This window comes from Mangrovitalea sediminis, from assembly GCF_002514725.1.
GTDB classification, from domain to species: Bacteria; Pseudomonadota; Gammaproteobacteria; order Pseudomonadales; family Oleiphilaceae; genus Mangrovitalea; species Mangrovitalea sediminis.
This window is the reverse complement of sequence record NZ_NTLB01000003.1, coordinates 33686-51618: the sequence shown is the minus strand read 5'-3', so window position 1 is coordinate 51618 and position 17933 is coordinate 33686. Positions and strand designations below refer to the sequence as shown.

At 59.8% G+C, this 17933-nt stretch carries 18 protein-coding genes; 8 read left to right on the top strand and 10 right to left on the bottom strand.

The window, feature by feature from the left end; translation table 11 throughout:
* Nucleotides 1-56 precede the first annotated feature (56 nt).
* The 4 genes from CLR77_RS20190 to CLR77_RS07180 form a co-directional block, all read right to left on the bottom strand.
* Nucleotides 57-263, bottom strand: a complete 207-nt coding sequence (locus CLR77_RS20190; RefSeq protein ID WP_198962709.1) for a PEP-CTERM sorting domain-containing protein — start codon at nucleotides 261-263, stop codon at nucleotides 57-59.
* Nucleotides 264-438: 175 nt separating this feature from the next.
* Nucleotides 439-1284, bottom strand: coding sequence for an alpha/beta hydrolase family protein (locus CLR77_RS07190; RefSeq protein ID WP_097459964.1), 846 nt, complete (start codon nucleotides 1282-1284; stop codon nucleotides 439-441).
* Between the two features lie 48 nt (nucleotides 1285-1332).
* Nucleotides 1333-2220: an NAD-dependent protein deacetylase gene (locus CLR77_RS07185; RefSeq protein ID WP_097459963.1), complete on the bottom strand. Its 888-nt coding sequence runs from the start codon at nucleotides 2218-2220 to the stop codon at nucleotides 1333-1335.
* A 107-nt stretch (nucleotides 2221-2327) separates the two neighbouring features.
* Nucleotides 2328-3080 (bottom strand): type 2 periplasmic-binding domain-containing protein, encoded by a 753-nt coding sequence (locus tag CLR77_RS07180; RefSeq protein WP_158227137.1) that lies wholly within the window; start codon nucleotides 3078-3080, stop codon nucleotides 2328-2330.
* A 320-nt stretch (nucleotides 3081-3400) separates the two neighbouring features.
* Here CLR77_RS07180 and CLR77_RS07175 point away from each other — a divergent pair, with 320 nt between their 5' ends.
* Nucleotides 3401-3712: a hypothetical protein gene (locus CLR77_RS07175; protein WP_097459961.1), complete on the top strand. Its 312-nt coding sequence runs from the start codon at nucleotides 3401-3403 to the stop codon at nucleotides 3710-3712.
* Nucleotides 3713-3723: 11 nt separating this feature from the next.
* On the opposite strand, the gene CLR77_RS07170 is transcribed toward CLR77_RS07175, so the two are convergent.
* Complete coding sequence (locus CLR77_RS07170; RefSeq protein ID WP_097459960.1) at nucleotides 3724-4710, bottom strand: 2-hydroxyacid dehydrogenase; 987 nt, start codon at nucleotides 4708-4710, stop codon at nucleotides 3724-3726.
* A gap of 166 nt (nucleotides 4711-4876) precedes the next feature.
* Between CLR77_RS07170 and CLR77_RS07165 the strand changes: the two genes are divergently transcribed.
* Nucleotides 4877-5746 carry an AraC family transcriptional regulator gene (locus tag CLR77_RS07165; protein WP_097459959.1) on the top strand — a complete coding sequence of 290 codons (870 nt, stop codon included), beginning with the start codon at nucleotides 4877-4879 and terminating at the stop codon, nucleotides 5744-5746.
* 219 nt (nucleotides 5747-5965) lie between these two features.
* Entirely contained in the window at nucleotides 5966-6406 is a 441-nt protein-coding gene (locus CLR77_RS07160) for a CBS domain-containing protein (RefSeq protein WP_097459958.1), read from the top strand.
* Nucleotides 6407-6481: 75 nt separating this feature from the next.
* Here the strand turns inward: CLR77_RS07160 and CLR77_RS07155 are convergent, their stop codons facing one another.
* Both CLR77_RS07155 and CLR77_RS07150 read right to left on the bottom strand, forming a co-directional pair.
* Nucleotides 6482-6976 carry a cytochrome C gene (locus CLR77_RS07155; protein ID WP_097459957.1) on the bottom strand — a complete coding sequence of 165 codons (495 nt, stop codon included), beginning with the start codon at nucleotides 6974-6976 and terminating at the stop codon, nucleotides 6482-6484.
* A 520-nt stretch (nucleotides 6977-7496) separates the two neighbouring features.
* On the bottom strand, nucleotides 7497-8261 hold the full coding sequence (locus CLR77_RS07150) for a ribonuclease H family protein (RefSeq protein WP_097459956.1): 765 nt from the start codon (nucleotides 8259-8261) through the stop codon (nucleotides 7497-7499).
* A 167-nt stretch (nucleotides 8262-8428) separates the two neighbouring features.
* Here CLR77_RS07150 and CLR77_RS07145 point away from each other — a divergent pair, with 167 nt between their 5' ends.
* Entirely contained in the window at nucleotides 8429-9109 is a 681-nt protein-coding gene (locus CLR77_RS07145) for a haloacid dehalogenase type II (RefSeq protein ID WP_097459955.1), read from the top strand.
* A gap of 30 nt (nucleotides 9110-9139) precedes the next feature.
* Here CLR77_RS07145 and CLR77_RS07140 read toward each other — a convergent pair whose 3' ends face one another.
* Nucleotides 9140-10330 carry a CaiB/BaiF CoA transferase family protein gene (locus CLR77_RS07140; protein WP_097459954.1) on the bottom strand — a complete coding sequence of 397 codons (1191 nt, stop codon included), beginning with the start codon at nucleotides 10328-10330 and terminating at the stop codon, nucleotides 9140-9142.
* A 46-nt stretch (nucleotides 10331-10376) separates the two neighbouring features.
* A complete protein-coding gene (locus tag CLR77_RS07135) occupies nucleotides 10377-12206 on the bottom strand; it encodes an ABCB family ABC transporter ATP-binding protein/permease (protein WP_097459953.1) in 1830 nt (609 codons plus the stop codon).
* Between the two features lie 207 nt (nucleotides 12207-12413).
* On the opposite strand from CLR77_RS07135, the gene CLR77_RS07130 reads away from it, so the two are divergent.
* The 4 genes from CLR77_RS07130 (at nucleotide 12414) to CLR77_RS07115 (ending at nucleotide 16609) form a co-directional block, all read left to right on the top strand.
* A complete protein-coding gene (locus CLR77_RS07130; RefSeq protein WP_097459952.1) occupies nucleotides 12414-12875 on the top strand; it encodes a hypothetical protein in 462 nt (153 codons plus the stop codon).
* Entirely contained in the window at nucleotides 12868-14454 is a 1587-nt protein-coding gene (locus tag CLR77_RS07125) for a GMC oxidoreductase (protein WP_097459951.1), read from the top strand. Before CLR77_RS07130 ends, CLR77_RS07125 begins: the two co-directional genes overlap by 8 nt.
* A 256-nt stretch (nucleotides 14455-14710) precedes the next feature.
* On the top strand, nucleotides 14711-15931 hold the full coding sequence (locus tag CLR77_RS07120) for an HTH domain-containing protein (RefSeq protein WP_097459950.1): 1221 nt from the start codon (nucleotides 14711-14713) through the stop codon (nucleotides 15929-15931).
* A 51-nt stretch (nucleotides 15932-15982) separates the two neighbouring features.
* Nucleotides 15983-16609 carry a Vgb family protein gene (locus tag CLR77_RS07115; RefSeq protein WP_097459949.1) on the top strand — a complete coding sequence of 209 codons (627 nt, stop codon included), beginning with the start codon at nucleotides 15983-15985 and terminating at the stop codon, nucleotides 16607-16609.
* 13 nt (nucleotides 16610-16622) lie between these two features.
* Here CLR77_RS07115 and CLR77_RS07110 read toward each other — a convergent pair whose 3' ends face one another.
* On the bottom strand, nucleotides 16623-17834 hold the full coding sequence (locus CLR77_RS07110) for an MFS transporter (RefSeq protein ID WP_097459948.1): 1212 nt from the start codon (nucleotides 17832-17834) through the stop codon (nucleotides 16623-16625).
* Nucleotides 17835-17933 lie beyond the last annotated feature (99 nt).

The following is a 17933-nucleotide window of genomic DNA, read 5'->3' as shown; positions in this document are numbered from 1 at the left end:
CCCCTTCCAAACGGTAGCTCGATCTCACACAAAACCGAGCGGCTTCCTTGTCTGACCTATCGCTGCGAACGCCGGCGGACCGACACCAGCAACCCTACGACACCAACGCCCATCAAACCCAGTGTCCCAGGCTCCGGTACCTTGGCGCAGGGCGTTCCACCATCATTTTGAGAGTACTGGTACCCGGCGTAGGCTTGTGTCGAGACGAGCGACGCCGTCAGCACAGTAGCGGCCAACGTGGCCGTTAAGGATTTCATCTTCATCTGTCTGCCCTCCTTAAACCGTCCTATTGCCCTGCATTCCTTCTGCAGGCGGCAGAGATGATGCATTTCTAACACCCAAAAGACGATTTTAAAGTGCAAGCAACCGATTAACGCACTGGCCCAAAAGCATCCACATCGGCGGACGTAAAAAAAGCCGACACCCCAAGCACGACAATCAGCCGCCATCCGCCCACACGCGAATGACCTCAACGACCGCCGAGGGCGTCCTTGCCCAGCGAAAGTGGTCGGCCCGGTCTCCCAGCATAGCCTGATCGATCACCCGGTTCTCGACCCTGGCTTTGCAGAACTTCATTGTTACCGCGGCCACTGCCGCGGCCGGTGCAAAATCATCATCCGCCAGGCCAATGGCCAACACCGGCCCGCCATAGCTACCGATTGCCGCATCCAGATCCTGGCTAACCCCTGTCGCCGAATAATGATTGGTCTGCGCCAATGCCCGCCAATCCTTCATCAACGTGCGTGCTTCGCGGCCGCCAAAACCCAGACGGTCTCCGGGGTAATAGCCAAAGGCGACATGACATACTGGCAAGAGGCCAATCAGGAGCCTGATCCTGACCTTCGTCCCGCCGTCGAAAGCTCGCCACCAAGGGGTACCGCAGGCAACCAGGATGACGCCATCCACCTCGTTCGGACGCAGCCCCGCGGTGATGGCGGCGTAGTGCCCACCCAGACTGTGTCCCATCAGATAAAGGGGCGCACCTGGCGCCTGCTTTCGTACCCAGGCCATCACCGCTGGCAAATCGTTTTCCAATACTGCTCGAAACCCCCAGTCCGAGCGCCGCCCCGGCCGCAACGCGCTATCACCGTGGCCTCGCTGCTCCATAAGTGCCACGCAAAAACCGTTGGCAGACAACGCCTGAGCGATTGGCCGATAGAATCGCGCGGGAACCCCCAGTGCAGCCATAAACAGGATGACGGGGCCGGTCTCCTCCCCGGGAAACCAGGTCAGTGGGACCTCATACCCACCGGGAGTGCAAATGCGAACGGACATCTGGCTCATGCGGTATCCCTGACAAGGTTGATCATCAAATCCCAAGCTCAAGCAGTGCTAAAAACTGGCGACCACTCTCTCCAACGTCTCTCCGATACGCGCATTGAGTTTAAGGTCCACTAGCGCGTCGGCACGGGTACGTCCGAGGTTCAACGTCGCAATGGGCTTGCCCCATTCCTTCGCATAACGGCAGAACCGGAATCCGGAATAGACCATCAGCGAAGACCCGATCACCAGCAGGCCATCGCTGTCCTTGAGCGCGGCAAGCGCCGCGTCGACCCGATGCCTGGGCACGAAATCACCGAAGAATACGACGTCCGGTTTGAGAATGCCGCCACAATGCGGGCAGTCGGCCACCTGGAACCGGCTGAAGTCCAGGTCCAGGTCGGCATCGCCATCAGGAGCTGCAGCGGCGGAATAGCCATGAAAATCCGGGTTGAGTGCATGGTTCCAGGCATGAACCTCGTCCCTGTCACAGCGGTAACCACAATCCATGCAGATCACTTCATCGGCCCGACCGTGCAAGTCGATCACTTGCTGGCTACCTGCCCGTTGGTGCAGGCGATCCACGTTCTGCGTGACCAGCAGGGAGACTCGGTCACGCTGCTCGAGTTCGGCCAGCCAGGAATGGGCAGGATTGGGTTGTGCATTGCGTATGAGCGGCCACCCGACGAGACTGCGCCCCCAGTATCGCTGACGCACCGAGACCCGGTTCATAAAGGCCTGGTGCTGCACCGGTTGTTTGCGTTTCCAGGCACCATCACCATCCCGGTAGTCGGGAATTCCGGAGTCGGTGCTGATACCTGCGCCCGTCAGTAGCATCAGCCTGGGGTAGCGGCGCATGAACGTCGTCAGCGCCCGAGCCGCATCATCCGGGGACAGTGCTTCCAACGGCATCGTGGTCGGCAGCTGACTGGAAAGCCAGGGGGTCTCTTTATCCAGCATGATCGATTGGGCCTGAGAGTATCCTGAACGGCACGGGTCATGCGCCCGCAACAGTCATTCACTGTAGTCGCAGGGGGAATCCGCAATCAACGGAAAATAAACCCGGCTCAGGGGCTGGCAGGGTGTGCATCCCGTCCAGCACTGGTGGACAATGCCGTCCGCAGACGCTGAAACAGCGCCGGCGCATTGCGGATAAACCGATTGGACACATAGACCCCAAAGGAATGTTCGGAGTTCAGGATGCACTGATAGCGTTCCGGGCCGATACCGTCATCGGTTGCCGCTTTGACAAACACATCCTCCGTCAGCAGGACTGCATCCAAGCGGTCATAGTTGAGCAGCAGGCGGGGCAGCACCGCCGCCGACGAAGCCGTGACACCCACCCTGTAATGATGGTGATCGAGCCAGTATTCGGTATTGGTGTTGATGACGGTACCGATGGTCACCCCCGGCCGGCGGAAGGCGTCTGGCCCCGAGAACTCCGCCACGCGTTTACTGGCCACGAACCAGCACCACTTGGCACGGAACGGCGTCGGCAGAAATGTAGCGACACGATCACGTTCGGCATTTCGTGTGGCGACCAAAAACACATCAGCGCGCCCGACACGCAATTCCTTGAGCGCCCGCCCATAATTGGGCACAGCGTACAGGGCATAGGGCACATCGCTCTTTGTCAGCAAACGACGCAGCCAGTCCACCGCAATACCGCTCAACGCTGCACCAGAACCTTCGACATAGGGCGGAAAGTCTGGAAGTGCAAAGCGCACCCGCTGAACGGCCGCAGCTCTGTCGACTGCCAATAACGACAGAAGAAGACACAGGTAACGTAATACGCGGTAGTGCCAATGGCCTTGTAGCAAGTCGTAGATCCTTCCACGGGTTCATTATGCAGGAGGGCATCATGCCGGCCGTCCAGCAAGCACCCTATCCCATACCTTGTAGCATAGCCAACCCGACAAAAGTGTCCGAATAATGCAATGCTAAAGATCAACACCCCGGTAAATGCCTAACTTCGTCAGATATCCGCTATCCTTCACGACAGCCGTGGCAGAAAGGTCGCGCCAGGCTGAACTTCAAGCTATCGGCCAGCTCCGCGCATAGCATCCGCCCCAAAAGGTAAGGTGCAAAATGTGGTGACGGTTAGCTGGGTGTCCAAGTGATGAGGGATAGGGAAAAAACAATGACATTGGGATGGGTCATTTTCGGAACAGTCGCCCAGGCACTCCTGGCATTTTTCCTGTTCATGGTGGTCGTCTTTTCATCAAGCAGTATTGCCAACCTGCAAACATTGACCCGTGTTCAGAACACGATCCTGGATCTATCGCTCTATGCACTACCCGCGAGCTGTATCTTGAGCGCCGTGGTAGTGATCTTTTGCTACAGGAACGGCGGTAGTCCTTCAGGCTATTGGTGGCATGCCTTACCAATCGCCCTCACGATTGCCTATCTTGTGTTCGCAACCCACCTCAGCGGCCAGGGGCCTGTACAATAACGCGGCGGCACTTACAGGACCCACTCCGGTCCCGACACCGCCCCGGCCTCGAATGCATCCAGGTTTCTCAGGGTCGTATCCGCGATGGCCTGCAGCGCTTCACGGGTAAAAAACGCCTGATGCCCGGTGACCATCACGTTCGGGAAGGTGAGCAGCCGCGCGAAGACATCGTCCTGAAGCAGCATATTCGACTTGTCTTCGAAGAACAGGTCCGCCTCTTCCTCGTAGACGTCCAGCCCCAAATACCCTACCTGACCCGACTTGAGTCCCTCGATAACCGCCGGCGTATCGATGAGTCCACCGCGGCTGGTATTGATCAGCATCACGCCCGGTTTCATCGCCGCCAGACTGTCGGCGTCGATCATATGGCGGGTAGCGGGCAGCAGAGGACAATGCAGGCTGATGACATCGGACTCGCGGAACAGCTCTGCTCTGTCGACGTATTGGGCTATCCCCTCAAGAGCCGGATTGACATGAGGGTCATTGGCCAGCACCCGGCATCCAAAACCTTTCATGATCCGGGCGAATGCGACGCCGATATTCCCAGTCCCCACCACGCCAACCGTTTTGCCGTGCAGGTCGAACCCAAGCAGGCCGGTCAGGGAATAATCGTGCTCGCGCACGCGGTTGTGAGCGCGATGAAGATGGCGGTTAAGGTCAAGGATCAGGGCAACGGCATGTTCGGCTACGGCATAGGGCGAATACTCCGGAACCCGGGCCAGTCGCAGCCCGGCCGCCTTCACGGCAGCCAGGTCCACATTGTTGTAGCCGGCACAGCGCATCGCAATCAGGCCGACCTTCTGCTCAGCAAGTACAGCCACCGTATCCGCATCCAGGGTATCGTTGACGAAACAGCACACCGCCTCGAACCCCTGGGCCAAGGGAGCCGTGAGCGCCGTCAGATGAGGTTCGAAATACACGAGTTGATGGCGGCCGGCATTCGCCGGTTCCAACTGTTCGCGGTCATAGGATTTGGTTGAGAAAACAGCGACTTTCAACAAGAGACTCCCGGCGATATATCGTAGATTCCAGTGCCGACTATTAAACCACGAATGTTGGAAAGGCCTCGACACCGCAGCGACATTTGCAGGACAGCAATACCGGTCAGGAAGCACTGCCCGGATCACGGCATAGTGGGCCCGGAATTGAGGAGGTGAGAATAGCATGAGCGAACGCAAGGAAGAGGCCTACGCGGAACGTTTCGACAGAGTCTTTGGCTATATCGACGAACATCTTTCCGAAGAGATGTCCGTCGAACGCCTGAGCCAGGTCGCCTATTTTTCCAAGTACCATTTTCACCGGCAGTTCGCCCTGTATGCCGGCATCAACGTCGCTCGCTATATCCAACTGATGCGTCTTAAGCGCGCGTCGCACCGGCTGGTGTTCGACGAATCCGCACGGATTATCGATATCGCGCTCGAGTCGGGCTTCGAGAACCCCGAGTCGTTTTCACGTGCGTTCAAGAACAGCTTTGGCCAGACGCCTTCTCAATTCAGAAAGCAACCCGCCTGGCAGCCCTGGAGCGAGAGGTTCCGGTTGCCGCCCCGAATGAGGAGACAGGATATGCCTGTGAAAATCGTGCATTTCCCCGAGACGATAATCGCGCTGCTGGAACATCGCGGCGCCCCGGAACGGGTCAACGATACCGCCAAACGTTTTATCGAGTGGCGCAAGGCCAGCGGCCTATCGCCGGTAGAAACCAGCGATACCTTTGGGCTGGCCTACGACGATCCGGCAACGACGGAACCGGAACATTTCCGTTTCGACCTCTGCGGCTCGGTCACAGAAACCGTTCCGGCCAATCCCCAAGGCGTGCAGACAGGAACGATCCCCGCCGGCCGCTGTGCCGTTATCCGACACGAGGGCTCCCACGACCGGCTTGGCGAGAAAGCCTACTATCTGTATCGCGAGTGGTTACCGGCCAGTGGCGAGGAATTACGGGACTTCCCCCTGTTCTTCCACTACCGGAACCTGATCACGGATACCCCGGAACACGAGCTGATCACGGACGTTTACCTGCCGCTCAAGGGATAAGTCGTTGCCGTCCCATTCGGCACCCGATCCCTAAATGCGCGCAGGCAGATCACGGATGAACTGTTAGCGTGCAACCTTATTTACCGCCCACCAACGGTTGTCATCGACGGGTCGCTCAGTCCAAAATAGTTTTATGTGAGATTCCGATACATCCTGGACGTTAGGCCGTAGTCGCGCTTGAGCGTAGCGTTAAACCCGTAAGCAGACTGGAGTAAGACCATGAAAAAGGTTAACGACATTCTCCATGCGAAACATGCCGGCGAAACCTTTAGCGTCACTCCTGATACCTTGGTGTTCGACGCTATCAAGTTGATGTCGGAAAAAGGCATCGGCGCCTTGGTCGTGATGGAAAACAGCCAGGTTGTGGGTATCGTCAGCGAGCGGGATTACCTGCGCAAGGTTTCCCTGATGGGGCGCTCATCGCATGCGACGGCGGTCAAGGAGATCATGACCCCCAACCCTATCACCGTGGGCGTCGACCAGCGTATGGAAGCCTGTATCGAGCTGATGACCGAAAAACGCATTCGTCACTTACCGGTTATCGAAGACAGCAAACTGGTTGGCATCGTCTCCATCGGTGACCTGCTGCGAAACATGATGGAAGAACAGAATAAGCTGATTAAACAGCTTGAGAGCTATATGCGTGGGGAAACCTACTGAAACCATGGCCTCGCAACCTTATCATCCAGATGGCAATGCGAGGCCATGGCGGCCGGCACCAAGGCAGGTGCCGCCCTACTTCTTGGGCGGCGCAGGAAACTGAACGACAGGTCCTGATGCCACTTGACCGGGCGGAAGATACGCCGGCGCAGCTTCCCCGGCGGGACCCAGGTGGCGCACGAAATGGTAAATCGCCTTAAGGTCCCGAGTCGTCATCGCATGCAATGCGAACCAGGGCATCGGCGGGCGGTATTCCCGCGTATGCGCTGTCTTGACCCACTGTTTTTCAGAGAGGGTTTGCATGTAGAGGCGGAGATTGGGGGGGTAAGTCGTCCCCCATGGCCCCTGCCAACCCAGCCTGTCTCCCACCAGCCAGTCTTTCTCGGGCACGGCTCCGCCCGATTGTGCATAACCAGGTGTGTGACAGTCATTACACCCCCCGATTTTGACCAGGTAACGCCCTCGCTCCCATTGCTTCTCCGCCGCCGAATGCTCCGGCTTCGCGGCAACGGACGTTACCGACATCAACAACACTACCGTACCGAGTATGGTCTTTCGTAATTTGCTCATAATGCTCCCCCTTTAGCGATTTTTTTTGTTATCTGAGCCGGGTCCGTCTTGAGACCGCAGGATGTTGGCGCTCGACCGCCGCTGAAACACGTTCATCGGCTGGAACCTGACGCTCCAGAATTCCGCCACGACGCCACGCGCCGGTCAGCGTGCGTCGCACGAACCGGATCGCGTCCATACATCAAGACCGGTGAAGGATAGTGAAGACATACCATCATGATAGGAATCCTCGTACGCACAGAACGACAAGGACCGGACGGGTCCCGACAGCACCATAACCGCCGTAGATCAGCGGCAGCGCCAGAATCGCTCCTACAGGAGCCACCTTACGCCAGTGCAGGCAGCACAACGCCCGTTACGCTGTTTTCCACCGACGACTTTCCTCCTACAACCCATCCGACGGGAAACACCGCACACGCCAATATATTCAGACTGAAATAAATTAAAGAGTCAACAAAATCGCCGTCAACGAAAGACCGCCGCAGGGTGGAGACCTGGACTGCGGTTTCAGGTACTCGGGTTATCCGGCACGCATTGCCAGAATCGCCCTCACGTCAAGCGCATCACCATAACGGGCGAATGCCGTTTCCCGCGTCTCTATGGCCATCATCGACATCCTGTCAGCCAGTTCATTCCCTTCAACGCCGACATGGCCATTAACGTGCAGGATCGCTATCTGGTCCTTGAGGCGTTGATAGAGGGCGAACATCTCCTGGATCAGAGCCAGATTCTTGATTTCGCCGCCCTTCTTAATCCACCCGTTTTTCTGCCAGCCGACAGCCCATTGGGTAATACATTGAATGGAATATTTCGAGTCACAGAAGATCGCCACCGACGTCCCTTGGCCGACCGCCTGTTCGGCCATGAACAATGCCTGGTGTAACGCATTCAGCTCTGCCGTATTGTTGGTGCCTTTAGGGTTGTAGAGGCCGTACCAAAGCGCCTCGACGGCATTGTTGCGATAGACGGCAAGTCCGGACCCTGCTTCCCCCGGATTGGGCTCGCAACCGCCATCCGTAAAGATCTTGAGTTCCGCCGCTATGGCCGCAACCTCGGCAGCACTGTGGGTTTTGACCGTTTTCGCCGAGGAAGCCCGCTTCGCAGCCGGTTTGGCGGAGGGGCCGGTTGTACCCTTTCCACTATAGGCAGCTTCCGCCTCAGCCAACGACATGAATGACTTGTATCGGGCACCGGGGAACTGGTCCACCTGCTGCTTGCAACTGTTCCAATCCGTGAAGATGCCGGGCTTCCGCCCTTTCCAGACAACGTAATACTTCTTGGCCATGATGCTCCCGTTCAATCGCGCTGAGCCGATAGGGGCGCCAGTCTACCTGTCGACATCCGTCATGCGAAGGTCTTTTCGGAGGGCAACACCACCCCTTTCCTTCCCGCGCCGTCTCCCCTATGGTCGTTGTTTGTCCGGCCTTCGTATCGATCTGAGGAGTAGGTCCCATGTCCGTCACCATCGGCTTCGATGTCTATGGCACCCTGATCAACCCCCATGGTGTTATTACCGAGCTGGAAACCTTCTGCGGCGATGAAGCGTCCGCTTTTTCCCGCCTCTGGCGCGAGAAGCAGCTCGAGTATTCTTTTCGTCGGGCGCTGATGCAGAACTACGAACCCTTCTCCGTATGCACACGTCAGGCGCTCGACTACGCCGACGAAGTCTTCCAGATCCGGCTCCGCCCCGAAGATAAAGACGCCTTGATGGCCACCTATGCGACCCTGCCCGCTTTCGAGGACGCCAAAGACGGACTGGAACAGGCACGGGAGGCGGGCTTCCGCCTGTTTGCCTTCTCCAACGGCAGTGCCGATGCGCTGGAATCCCTGCTCAGCCATGCCGGGCTGCGGGATTATTTCATGGGAGTGGTCAGCGTCGACGGCATGAAGTCCTTCAAACCCAACCCCGGCGTCTACAGCTATTTCCTGCGTCAGGCCGGCGCAACGGGCGCCGAAGCCTGGCTGGTCTCCAGCAACCCCTTCGACGTCATCGGCGCCATGTCGTCAGGCATGAGAGCCGCCTGGGTCCAGCGCTCACCGGACGCCATTTTCGATCCCTGGGGCATGACGCCGACAATCACGATCAACAGTTTGCGCGCGTTGGCAGATGCTATCGGTACGGCACGGCCTTAACACCGGTATCCATACCCATGACAAGCGCCTTCAGATGACGTTGTCATGCCTCAGTCTCTGAAGATGCTCATCATCCAGGCCGATCCATTCACGCAGGACGGCCTCTGTATGCTCACCCAGACCAGGCCCCGTATGATCGATCGCTCCAGGTGATTCCGAGAGACGCGGGAAAACGTTCTGCATGGCGAGATCGCCAAAACGGGGATCAGGCACGCGAGTGATCGAATCCCGCGCCTTGAAGTGCGGGTCCGCCAGCATATCCGGCGCGCGGTAGGCCAGACCGGCCGGCACCCCGGCGTCGGCCAGACGGGCCACCAGAACCTCGGCCGGATGCCGGCGTGTCCATTCAGCGATCCGTTCGTCCAGCTCCTGTTGCCGTTCGCCACGAGCCCTATGCGTGGCATAACGGAGATCTTCGGCCAGTTCCGGCTGATCCATAGCCTCGCACAGACGCTGAAACACCGAGTCCTGGTTCGCACCAATCACAATCTCGCGGCCATCACTGGTGGGATAGGCATTGGAAGGCGCGAGCCCAGGGAGGGCACTGCCGAAACGTTCGCGAATATGCCCTCCCCTGTCGTATTCAGCCACCAGGCCCTCGGTCATGCCCAGGACGGATTCCAGGATGGAGGCATCCACCACCTGGCCCCGCCCGGTCTGGTGGCGGTACTGCAAGGCCATCATGGCCCCCAAGGCGCCGTGCATGCCGGCCAGCGAATCGCCCAGCGAGAGTCCAACACGCACCGGCGGGCGATCCGGATAGCCGCTGATGTACCGCAGGCCGCCCATCGCTTCGCACACCGCCGCAAATCCTGCGCGGCCCGCATAGGGACCGCTCTGGCCAAAGCCCGTGATACGGACCATGATCAGACCGGGATTGATCGCCGACAGCGCCTCCCAGCCAAGCCCCCAACGCTCGAGCGTACCGACGCGAAAGTTCTCCACCAGGATATCCGCCTTGGCCGCCAGTTGTTTTGCGACCGCCTGCCCCTCCGGTTCGCGAAGGTTCAGTGTGATGGACTTCTTGTTACGGCCGATGACCGACCACCAGGGCGTATTGCCCTCAGCATCAGCCCGCCCCCACTGGCGCATCGCATCACCGCTGCCCGGCGGCTCAACTTTGACCACCTCAGCGCCAAAATCCGCCAGCAACTGACCGCAATAGGGACCCGCGATGAGCTGCCCCATCTCCAGCACTCGGATGCCCTGTAAGGGTTTCATCGTTTGCCTCCAATATTCTTGTCGTGTCCCCGTCACTCCGTGGGGATCATTCCGTCCCGTCTGCGTCATCGGGATGCGCAACCTCAACACTATCCCCCCGGTGCTGCTGAGACCACAGCTCGGCATAACGCCCTCCCGCAGCCAGCAGTTGCTGGTGGCTACCCGACTCGGCGATCTGCCCGTCTGCCATCACCAGGATGGTATCGGCGTCGCGAATTGTCGACAGACGGTGCGCGATCACCAGCGTCGTGCGCTGGCGGCTGACTTCCTTCAGGGCCGCGAGGATGGCCTGTTCAGAGAGGGAATCCAACGAGGAGGTCGCTTCGTCCAGCAACAGGATGGGCGGGTTCTTGAGGATCACACGGGCGATTGCCACCCGCTGCTTTTCACCACCGGACAACTTTAATCCACGCTCGCCGACCTTGGTCCCGTAGCCCTCGGGCAAACTTTCAATGAAAGGCTCCAAATGCGCCAGTCGCGCCGCCTGTCGCACTTCCTCATCCGTCGCATCCGGACGGCCATAGGCGATGTTCTGGTAGAGGGTGTCGTTGAACAACACCGTGTCCTGGGGCACCACACCGATAGCCGCGCGCAGGCTGTGCTGGGTGACGTCGCGGATATCCTGTCCGTCGATGGCAATCCGGCCGCCACCCACATCGAAGAAGCGGAACAGCAGCCTGCCGATGGTGGATTTACCCGCACCACTGGCCCCCACCACCGCCACTTTATGGCCCGCTGGCACTTCAAACGTCACACCCTTGAGAATCGGGCGGTTGGGTTGGTAGGCAAAGGACACATTCTCGAACGTCACCGTCGCCCCCTGAGTCACCAGGTCCCTGGCCTCCGGCGCATCCACAATCGCCGATTTCTCCCCCAGCAGCCCGAACAGGCGTTCGACATTCACCAGCGCCTGACGAATCTCCCGATACACAAAACCCAGCGCATTCAACGGTATGAACAGCTGAAGCAGGTAGGCGTTAATCATGGTGAAATCACCGAGGGTTATCGTCCCTGAGGCGACATCACTCACGGCCATGCTCATGATGACGATCAACGTGACGCCGATGATCAACGCCTGGCCCGCGTTAAGGGCTGCCAGCGAGAGGCGGTTCTTGAGACGGGCCGTCTCCCAGACTTTCAGGTCCTCGTCATACCGCGCCGCTTCATAGGCCTCGTTGTTGAAATACTTTACCGTTTCATAGTTCAGCAGGCTGTCCATGGCCCGCGCATTGGACTGGTTGTCGCGGGCATTGGCTTCCCGTACGAAGCCGGTACGCCACTCCGTGACCTTGATCGAAAACAGGACATAAACAACGACGGCCACCACAATGGCAATGACATAGCCGGGACGGAAGGCAATTGAAAGGATGCCCGAAACCAGCGTGATCTCCAGCAGCGTCGGGACGATATTGAACAGGGTAAAACGCAGCAGGAAACTGATGCCGTTGGTGCCCCGCTCGATATCGCGGGCCAGCCCTCCGGTCTTGCGGTCCAGGTGATAGGCCAGTTCCCGCTCGTGGAGATGCTCGAAGACCCGCAGCGACACCCGTCGCATCGCCCGTTCCGCTACCCGCGCGAAAATCGCGTCCCGCAGTTCGTTGAACAGGGTGCCGCTGAAACGGAGCACCCCATACCCGACGACCAGCAATATCGGCACCCACATGACCAGGGTGCTGCCCCGCGACTTGTCCAGGTAATCGACGATGTACTTGAGGGCGACCGGCGTCGCCACCGTCGCCAGTTTGGCAACGACGAGGCAGGCAGCGGCCACAAACACTCGGCTGCGGAACTCCCTCAGGTAGGGCCAGAGGCCGGCGATCACCCGCCAGTTGGTCTTGTGGTCGGAAGGGTAGTCATTATCGGCAAAGGTTCGCAATGCTGAGGGTCCCGGACAGGTCAATGAGGCGGCGCACAGGGTGGAGTGCACAAAGACTACTGGCTCTCCGGCCCCCTGCCAAGGTACGCCCGCCAGAAGACAGGGTAAACAGGCCCGCCGTTGGCGACAGGACGGCACACGGTTGTTTTCAGGAAGAACGCACTATAATATCGACCAAGCGCTTGCTTGGTAACGCTGGAAAATACCATGGACGACCACTACCGACACCCTATCAACTGGTATCGAAAAAGATTCGCCACCCTTCAACCGGTCTCGGAAGCTTCGGCTGTCGGTACCTACCTGGCTGTTTTTGTCGGTCCCTGGTGGCTGCGTGTCGGCGCCCGCTGGAGTCTGCCGTTAAGCGGCATGCGGGGCTGGGTCGGTAAACGCATCGAGGGCAACGGACGCGCCGTCAATCTGGTCCGCCGCGCCGGACAGTTGCAGGACTTCTGTCCCATGCAGGCCGACCAGGGCCCATCCCTGATGGACGACGGGCAGTCGCTGATTTTCAGTTACGCGGGCAATGCGCCCGGAATGCTGCGGTTCTTTCGGGATGAGCTTCGTCAGTATGACGAACACCGGATCCTGGCTTTTGCCAGGGTCAACCTGCCACTACTCAACCTTATCCCCCTGCCCTTCATGCTGAAAAAAGCCGCGGAAAATGACTGACCCCCAGTTTGACTTCATCGTAATAGGCAGCGGTTTCGGAGGGAGTGTCAGCGCACTACGCCTGGCCGAAAAGGGCTACCGGGTCGCCGTGCTGGAACAAGGCAAACGCGTAGACCCGGAGACCATGGCTCGCGCCGCGACAGATCCACGCGCCCTGTTCTGGAAACCGGGCCAGGGCCTGCACGGGTTCTTCTCCCAGGACTATTTCCGGCACCTGGCCGTTGTGCGCGGCATCGGCGTTGGGGGTGGCAGTCTGGTCTACGCCGGCGTTTTACTGCGCCCCGGACAAGCCTTTTTCCAAAGCCCTGAGTGGCGGCACCTGACGGACTGGGAAAGCGAGCTGGCACCCCATTACGAGGTAGCGAGTGCCATGCTGGGTGTGACCCCGAATCCCCGCCACGGAAAAATGGATGAGCAGTTACGCATGACCGCCGAGGCGCTGGGCTGTGCCGACAGCTTCGGAACCGTGCCCCAAGGCATTTTCTTTTCAGAAACAGAAGGTCCCGTCGCAGACCCTTTTTTCGGCGGCAAGGGCCCTGCACGCCGCCCCTGCAACTTTTGCGGCCATTGCGTGTCCGGCTGCGCGGTAGGCGCCAAGAACAGCCTCGACAAAAACTACCTGCACCTGGCGGAACAGTTAGGCGTCAAACTGTTCCCGGAGGTTCGGGCCGAGCGGATCGAGCCCACTCCCGACGGTTATCGCATCGTGGCCCGTTCAACAAGCGCCAGCGTCCGGAAACTCCGGTTCCGGGCCCGCAAGATCGTCCTTGCCGGTGGCGTGCTCGGCACCCTGGAACTGCTCTTCCGATGCCGCGACCAATACCGCACACTGCCGGCGATCTCAGCCTGCCTGGGTCAACGCGTGCGCACCAATAGCGAAGCCCTCGTCGCCAGCGTCTCCCGGAACCGGCAGGAAGACCTTAGCGAAGGCACCACGATTTCCAGCGACTTTTACTTCGGCACCGACACCCATATCACGCAAAACCGGCTACCACCGTCCCATAGCCTGATGCGATTCCTGTTCGGTCCGATGGTCGATGAGTCTCGTCCGTTCCTGCGGGCCCTGAAAACCCTTGCCCAGTATTTGCTTGATCCGGTCCGGGCCACCGGATCCTGGCGCACCGACTGGTATCGACGCACAACCCTGCTGACCGTCATGCAAAGCCTGGATAACGCCCTGGACATCCGTTTCGAACGACGGTGGTACAGCCCCTGGAAGAAGGCGTTGCAGTCGCATGCCCGAAGTGGGCAGCGGGCGCCGACCTACATCCCCAAAGCGAATCAGGCGGCCCGCGCCTTCGCCGAGGTTTCCGGGGGCGAACCACAAAGCATTCTGGTCGAGAGTGTCGGCAACAAATCCCTCACAGCACATATTCTGGGCGGTGCCTGCCTGGGTGATTACCCGGAAAACAGCGTCGTCGACACGCATCATCGGCTACATGGTTACCCGGATATCTATGTTGCCGACGCTTCCGCCATTCCCGCCAATATTGGTGTCAATCCGAGCCTGACCATTACCGCCATGGCGGAAAGAATGGCTTCGCTGATCCCGGCAGCGGAGCCCGCCGGGACGGAATAAAGCAAAAACGCCGGGCACAAGGCCCGGCGACTCCCATCGAAACACAGCTGGAGTCCGACTAGCGAGTTCCTCTCATCAGACGCACCACCAGACTACCGATGCCGGCCAGCACCGACAGCCCCACCACCGCGGGCCTTCCGGCTTTCTCCAGCGCCGGCTCCCCGACTGTCTGCAATCGACGCAGTGGTTGGTGGTCGAGAGATAGATTAGGATCGAGGCATTGAACGGTGAGGGTGACAACTGTGGTGGGATTCCGATGGACTCGCTGATCACCGCTGCGACGCTCGCACTGACGGCCGGCGATCCGCTTGGAGCACTCAACCGAGTAGCCTTGCGCAATGACGCCCCGGCGTTGGCGTTGCGCGGCATTGCCATGGCACAGCTCGGCGACTTGGACCGTGCCCGGGTGCTGGTGCGTAGTGCCGCGGGCGCATTCGGACCGAAAGCTGTTATGGCTCGCGCCCGCTGTATCCTCGCAGAAGCCGAGATCGCGCTGGTTTCACGCGATCTCGGCTGGTCCGGAAAGGCTCTCGAAACCGCGCAGGCCGTTCTTGAAGCGCAAGGTGATCGGATCAATGCCGCACATGCGCAATACCTCAAAATCCGTCACTTGCTTCTGATCGGACGACTCGACGAGGCGGAACACCGAATCGCCGTCTTCGACCCTACACCGCTACCACCGGCGTCACAGGCCTCCTTTGAACTGGTTGTCGCGGGGATTCGCTTGAGACGTATCCAAACGAAGACAGCACGCGAGGCCCTTGCCCGGGCTCGACAAGCGGCACATCGCGCGGGCATCCCGGCATTGGAGGCAGAGATCGACCAGGTTGCGGAGGTACTGAGAAGGCCCGCCGCGCGATGCATCGCCGGAGGTCATGAACGGCTCCTGCTCCTGGATGAGGTCGAACGCTTGCTGGCATCGAATGCGCTTATCGTGGAGGAGTGTCGTCAGGTCGTGCGGAGTGCCGGAAAGTTCATCTCACTCGGGAACCGGCCGGTACTGTTCGCCCTGATACGAGCATTGGCTGAAACCTGGCCCGCCGAAGTTCCACGAGAATCGCTTATAACCCGCGCCTTTCGGACCCGGCATATCGACGAAACACACCGGGCTCGCCTCCGTGTCGAAATGAGCCGGCTCCGCACCGCACTCAGCCCCGTCGCCAGCGTAACGGCGACGCGCCAGGGCTTTATGCTCGAACCACTGGAAGCGGCAGACGTCGCCGTACTGACGCAACCCGTCGACGGGAAGCACGCCAGTGTGCTCGCTCTGCTCGCCGATGGCGAATCCTGGTCCAGCTCGGCGCTGGCGCTTGCCCTCGGCGTCAGTCAGCGTACGGTGCAACGCGCCCTCGACGAACTGGCGGAGACGGGCAAGATCCAGTCCGTCGGTCGTGGTCGCGCAAGGCGCTGGATGTCGCCGGCCATTCCCGGTTTCCCGACAACATTGTTACTCCCCGCCCCCCTGCCGACTGGTTAGGATGAGTCCATGCAACGCCTGTCATCCTCATTGTTTAGCGAGTGCGCAATCATGAAAAAGTCATCAGCCAATGTTGTCAGTGAACTGGGCCCCTATACGGGAATCAATGCCGTGCACGGCGTCACCTATGACGGTCAGCGGATATGGTTCGCCACGGGTGAAAAACTGAGCGCCATCGATCCGGCCACAGGGCAAGCACTGGACTCCATCGATGTCCCAGCCCAAGCGGGCACGGCATTCGACGGTCGGCACCTATACCAGATCTGGGAAGATCGCATCCAGAAAATCGACCCGACGTCCGGCCGCGTCATCAATACTATACCGGCCCCCGGCGGTAGCAGTTCAGGAATGGCGTGGGCCGAAGGATCGCTCTGGGTGGGTCAATATCGGGACCGCAAGATCCATCAAGTCGACCCGCAAACGGGCGCCATCCTCCGCACCATCGAGTCCAACCGTTTTGTCACAGGCGTCACCTGGGTCGACGGCGAGCTGTGGCACGGCACCTGGGAAGATGAGCAGAGCGAATTGCGGCGGATCGATCCGCAATCAGGGGAGGTACTGGAAAGCCTGGAAATGCCGACCGGCATGGGCGTATCGGGGCTTGAGTCCGACGGTGGCGACCGGTTCTTCTGCGGCGGCGGAAACAGCGGGAAAGTGAGAGTCGTCCGCCGCCGGTAATCACGGGGCGCCTCTAGCGCGCCCCTCTACCCAATCGCACGATCAGGCTGCCGATGCCGGCCAGCACCGACAGCCCCACCACCGCGGGCCAGCCGGCTTTCTCCAGCGCGATACTCCCCAGCGCCGACCCCACGGCCATACCGACAAAGACCACCGTAAACAGCAGTGCATTCAGGCGCCCTCGCGCCTCGGGCTGCAGGCCGTAGATCAGGGTTTGGTGTGCAATCAACGTCGCCTGAATGCCGAGATCGAAACCAATCGCACTTATCGCGATCAGGGCCAACTGCCCTTCCACCGGCAACCATGGCAGCGCAAACATTAATGCGAATGACACCGCGACGATCGCCGATCCCACCTGGGTGACCCGCCCCGGGCCGTGGCGATCGGACAGCATGCCCGACAACGGCGCGGCCAATGCTCCCGCGGCACCAGCCAGACCAAAAGCGCCTGCACTCGCGCTACCCAGGCCATAGGCATCATGCAACATGATGGCCAGCGTGGACCAGAAGGCACTGAAACCGATGGAGAGCAACCCCTGGGCAACCGCCGCGCTCCGCAAAGCGGGGTAACGCCGCCATAACTGCCACATCGAGTGAAGTAAGGCGGGATAACTCAGTTGCGCTCCGGGCGCAAAGCTGGGCAGCACACGCCACAGGGCCACACCGATCAGTGCAATACTGAGCGCCGCCAGTTCATAAAGCTCACGCCAGCCCAGCACCTGGGCCACAAAGCCACTGACAACACGGGATAATAGAATCCCCACCAACAGCCCGGTCATAACCGTGCCGACGGTCTTTCCCCGCTGCCGTTCCGGGGCCAGCGCTGCCGATGCCGGCACGATATCCTGAGCCATGGTGGCGGCGATACCGATCGACAGGCTCGTCAACAGCATGACATGGATATTGCCCGCCAGACTGCACAGCCAGAGAGCCATCGCCAACAACAGACTCTTCACCAGAATGACCAGACGCCGGTCAAACCGGTCGCCCAGCGGAATCAGGAAAAAAATACCGACGGCATAACCAATCTGCGTCAGCGTCGGCACCAGGCCGGTGCTGCTGACGTTGGCATGCAGGCTGGCCCCCATCACCTGCAGCATCGGCTGGCTGTAATAGATGGACGCCACGGCCAGCCCGGCGCCAGCGGCCAGGGTAAACACCATTTTGCCCGGAATGGGGGTCTCCACAGCACCGGTGTTCACGGATGTGCACTCCAGAGATGACATTGATCGCTCCTTAACAATAATGGCGCACAGTGTCGCGGGAGCCATGAAGAAGTGGTAGCCAGCGCGCGGGTAAAACTGTTATACGTCACACGCATGAGA

Excerpts from the sequence above, each read along its gene's own strand:
- CLR77_RS07160 (WP_097459958.1), top strand. The coding sequence starts at position 5,966 with ATGAAAAAGGTTAACGACATTCTCCATGCGAAACATGCCGGCGAAACC.
- CLR77_RS07130 (WP_097459952.1), top strand. The coding sequence starts at position 12,414 with ATGGACGACCACTACCGACACCCTATCAACTGGTATCGAAAAAGATTC.
- CLR77_RS07165 (WP_097459959.1), top strand. The coding sequence starts at position 4,877 with ATGAGCGAACGCAAGGAAGAGGCCTACGCGGAACGTTTCGACAGAGTC.
- CLR77_RS07145 (WP_097459955.1), top strand. The coding sequence starts at position 8,429 with ATGTCCGTCACCATCGGCTTCGATGTCTATGGCACCCTGATCAACCCC.
- CLR77_RS07190 (WP_097459964.1), bottom strand. The coding sequence starts at position 1,284 with ATGAGCCAGATGTCCGTTCGCATTTGCACTCCCGGTGGGTATGAGGTC.
- CLR77_RS07125 (WP_097459951.1), top strand. The coding sequence starts at position 12,868 with ATGACTGACCCCCAGTTTGACTTCATCGTAATAGGCAGCGGTTTCGGA.
- CLR77_RS07110 (WP_097459948.1), bottom strand. The coding sequence starts at position 17,834 with ATGTCATCTCTGGAGTGCACATCCGTGAACACCGGTGCTGTGGAGACC.
- CLR77_RS07150 (WP_097459956.1), bottom strand. The coding sequence starts at position 8,261 with ATGGCCAAGAAGTATTACGTTGTCTGGAAAGGGCGGAAGCCCGGCATC.
- CLR77_RS07140 (WP_097459954.1), bottom strand. The coding sequence starts at position 10,330 with ATGAAACCCTTACAGGGCATCCGAGTGCTGGAGATGGGGCAGCTCATC.
- CLR77_RS07115 (WP_097459949.1), top strand. The coding sequence starts at position 15,983 with ATGAAAAAGTCATCAGCCAATGTTGTCAGTGAACTGGGCCCCTATACG.
- CLR77_RS07155 (WP_097459957.1), bottom strand. The coding sequence starts at position 6,976 with ATGAGCAAATTACGAAAGACCATACTCGGTACGGTAGTGTTGTTGATG.
- CLR77_RS07120 (WP_097459950.1), top strand. The coding sequence starts at position 14,711 with ATGGACTCGCTGATCACCGCTGCGACGCTCGCACTGACGGCCGGCGAT.
- CLR77_RS07185 (WP_097459963.1), bottom strand. The coding sequence starts at position 2,220 with ATGCTGGATAAAGAGACCCCCTGGCTTTCCAGTCAGCTGCCGACCACG.
- CLR77_RS20190 (WP_198962709.1), bottom strand. The coding sequence starts at position 263 with ATGAAGATGAAATCCTTAACGGCCACGTTGGCCGCTACTGTGCTGACG.
- CLR77_RS07175 (WP_097459961.1), top strand. The coding sequence starts at position 3,401 with ATGACATTGGGATGGGTCATTTTCGGAACAGTCGCCCAGGCACTCCTG.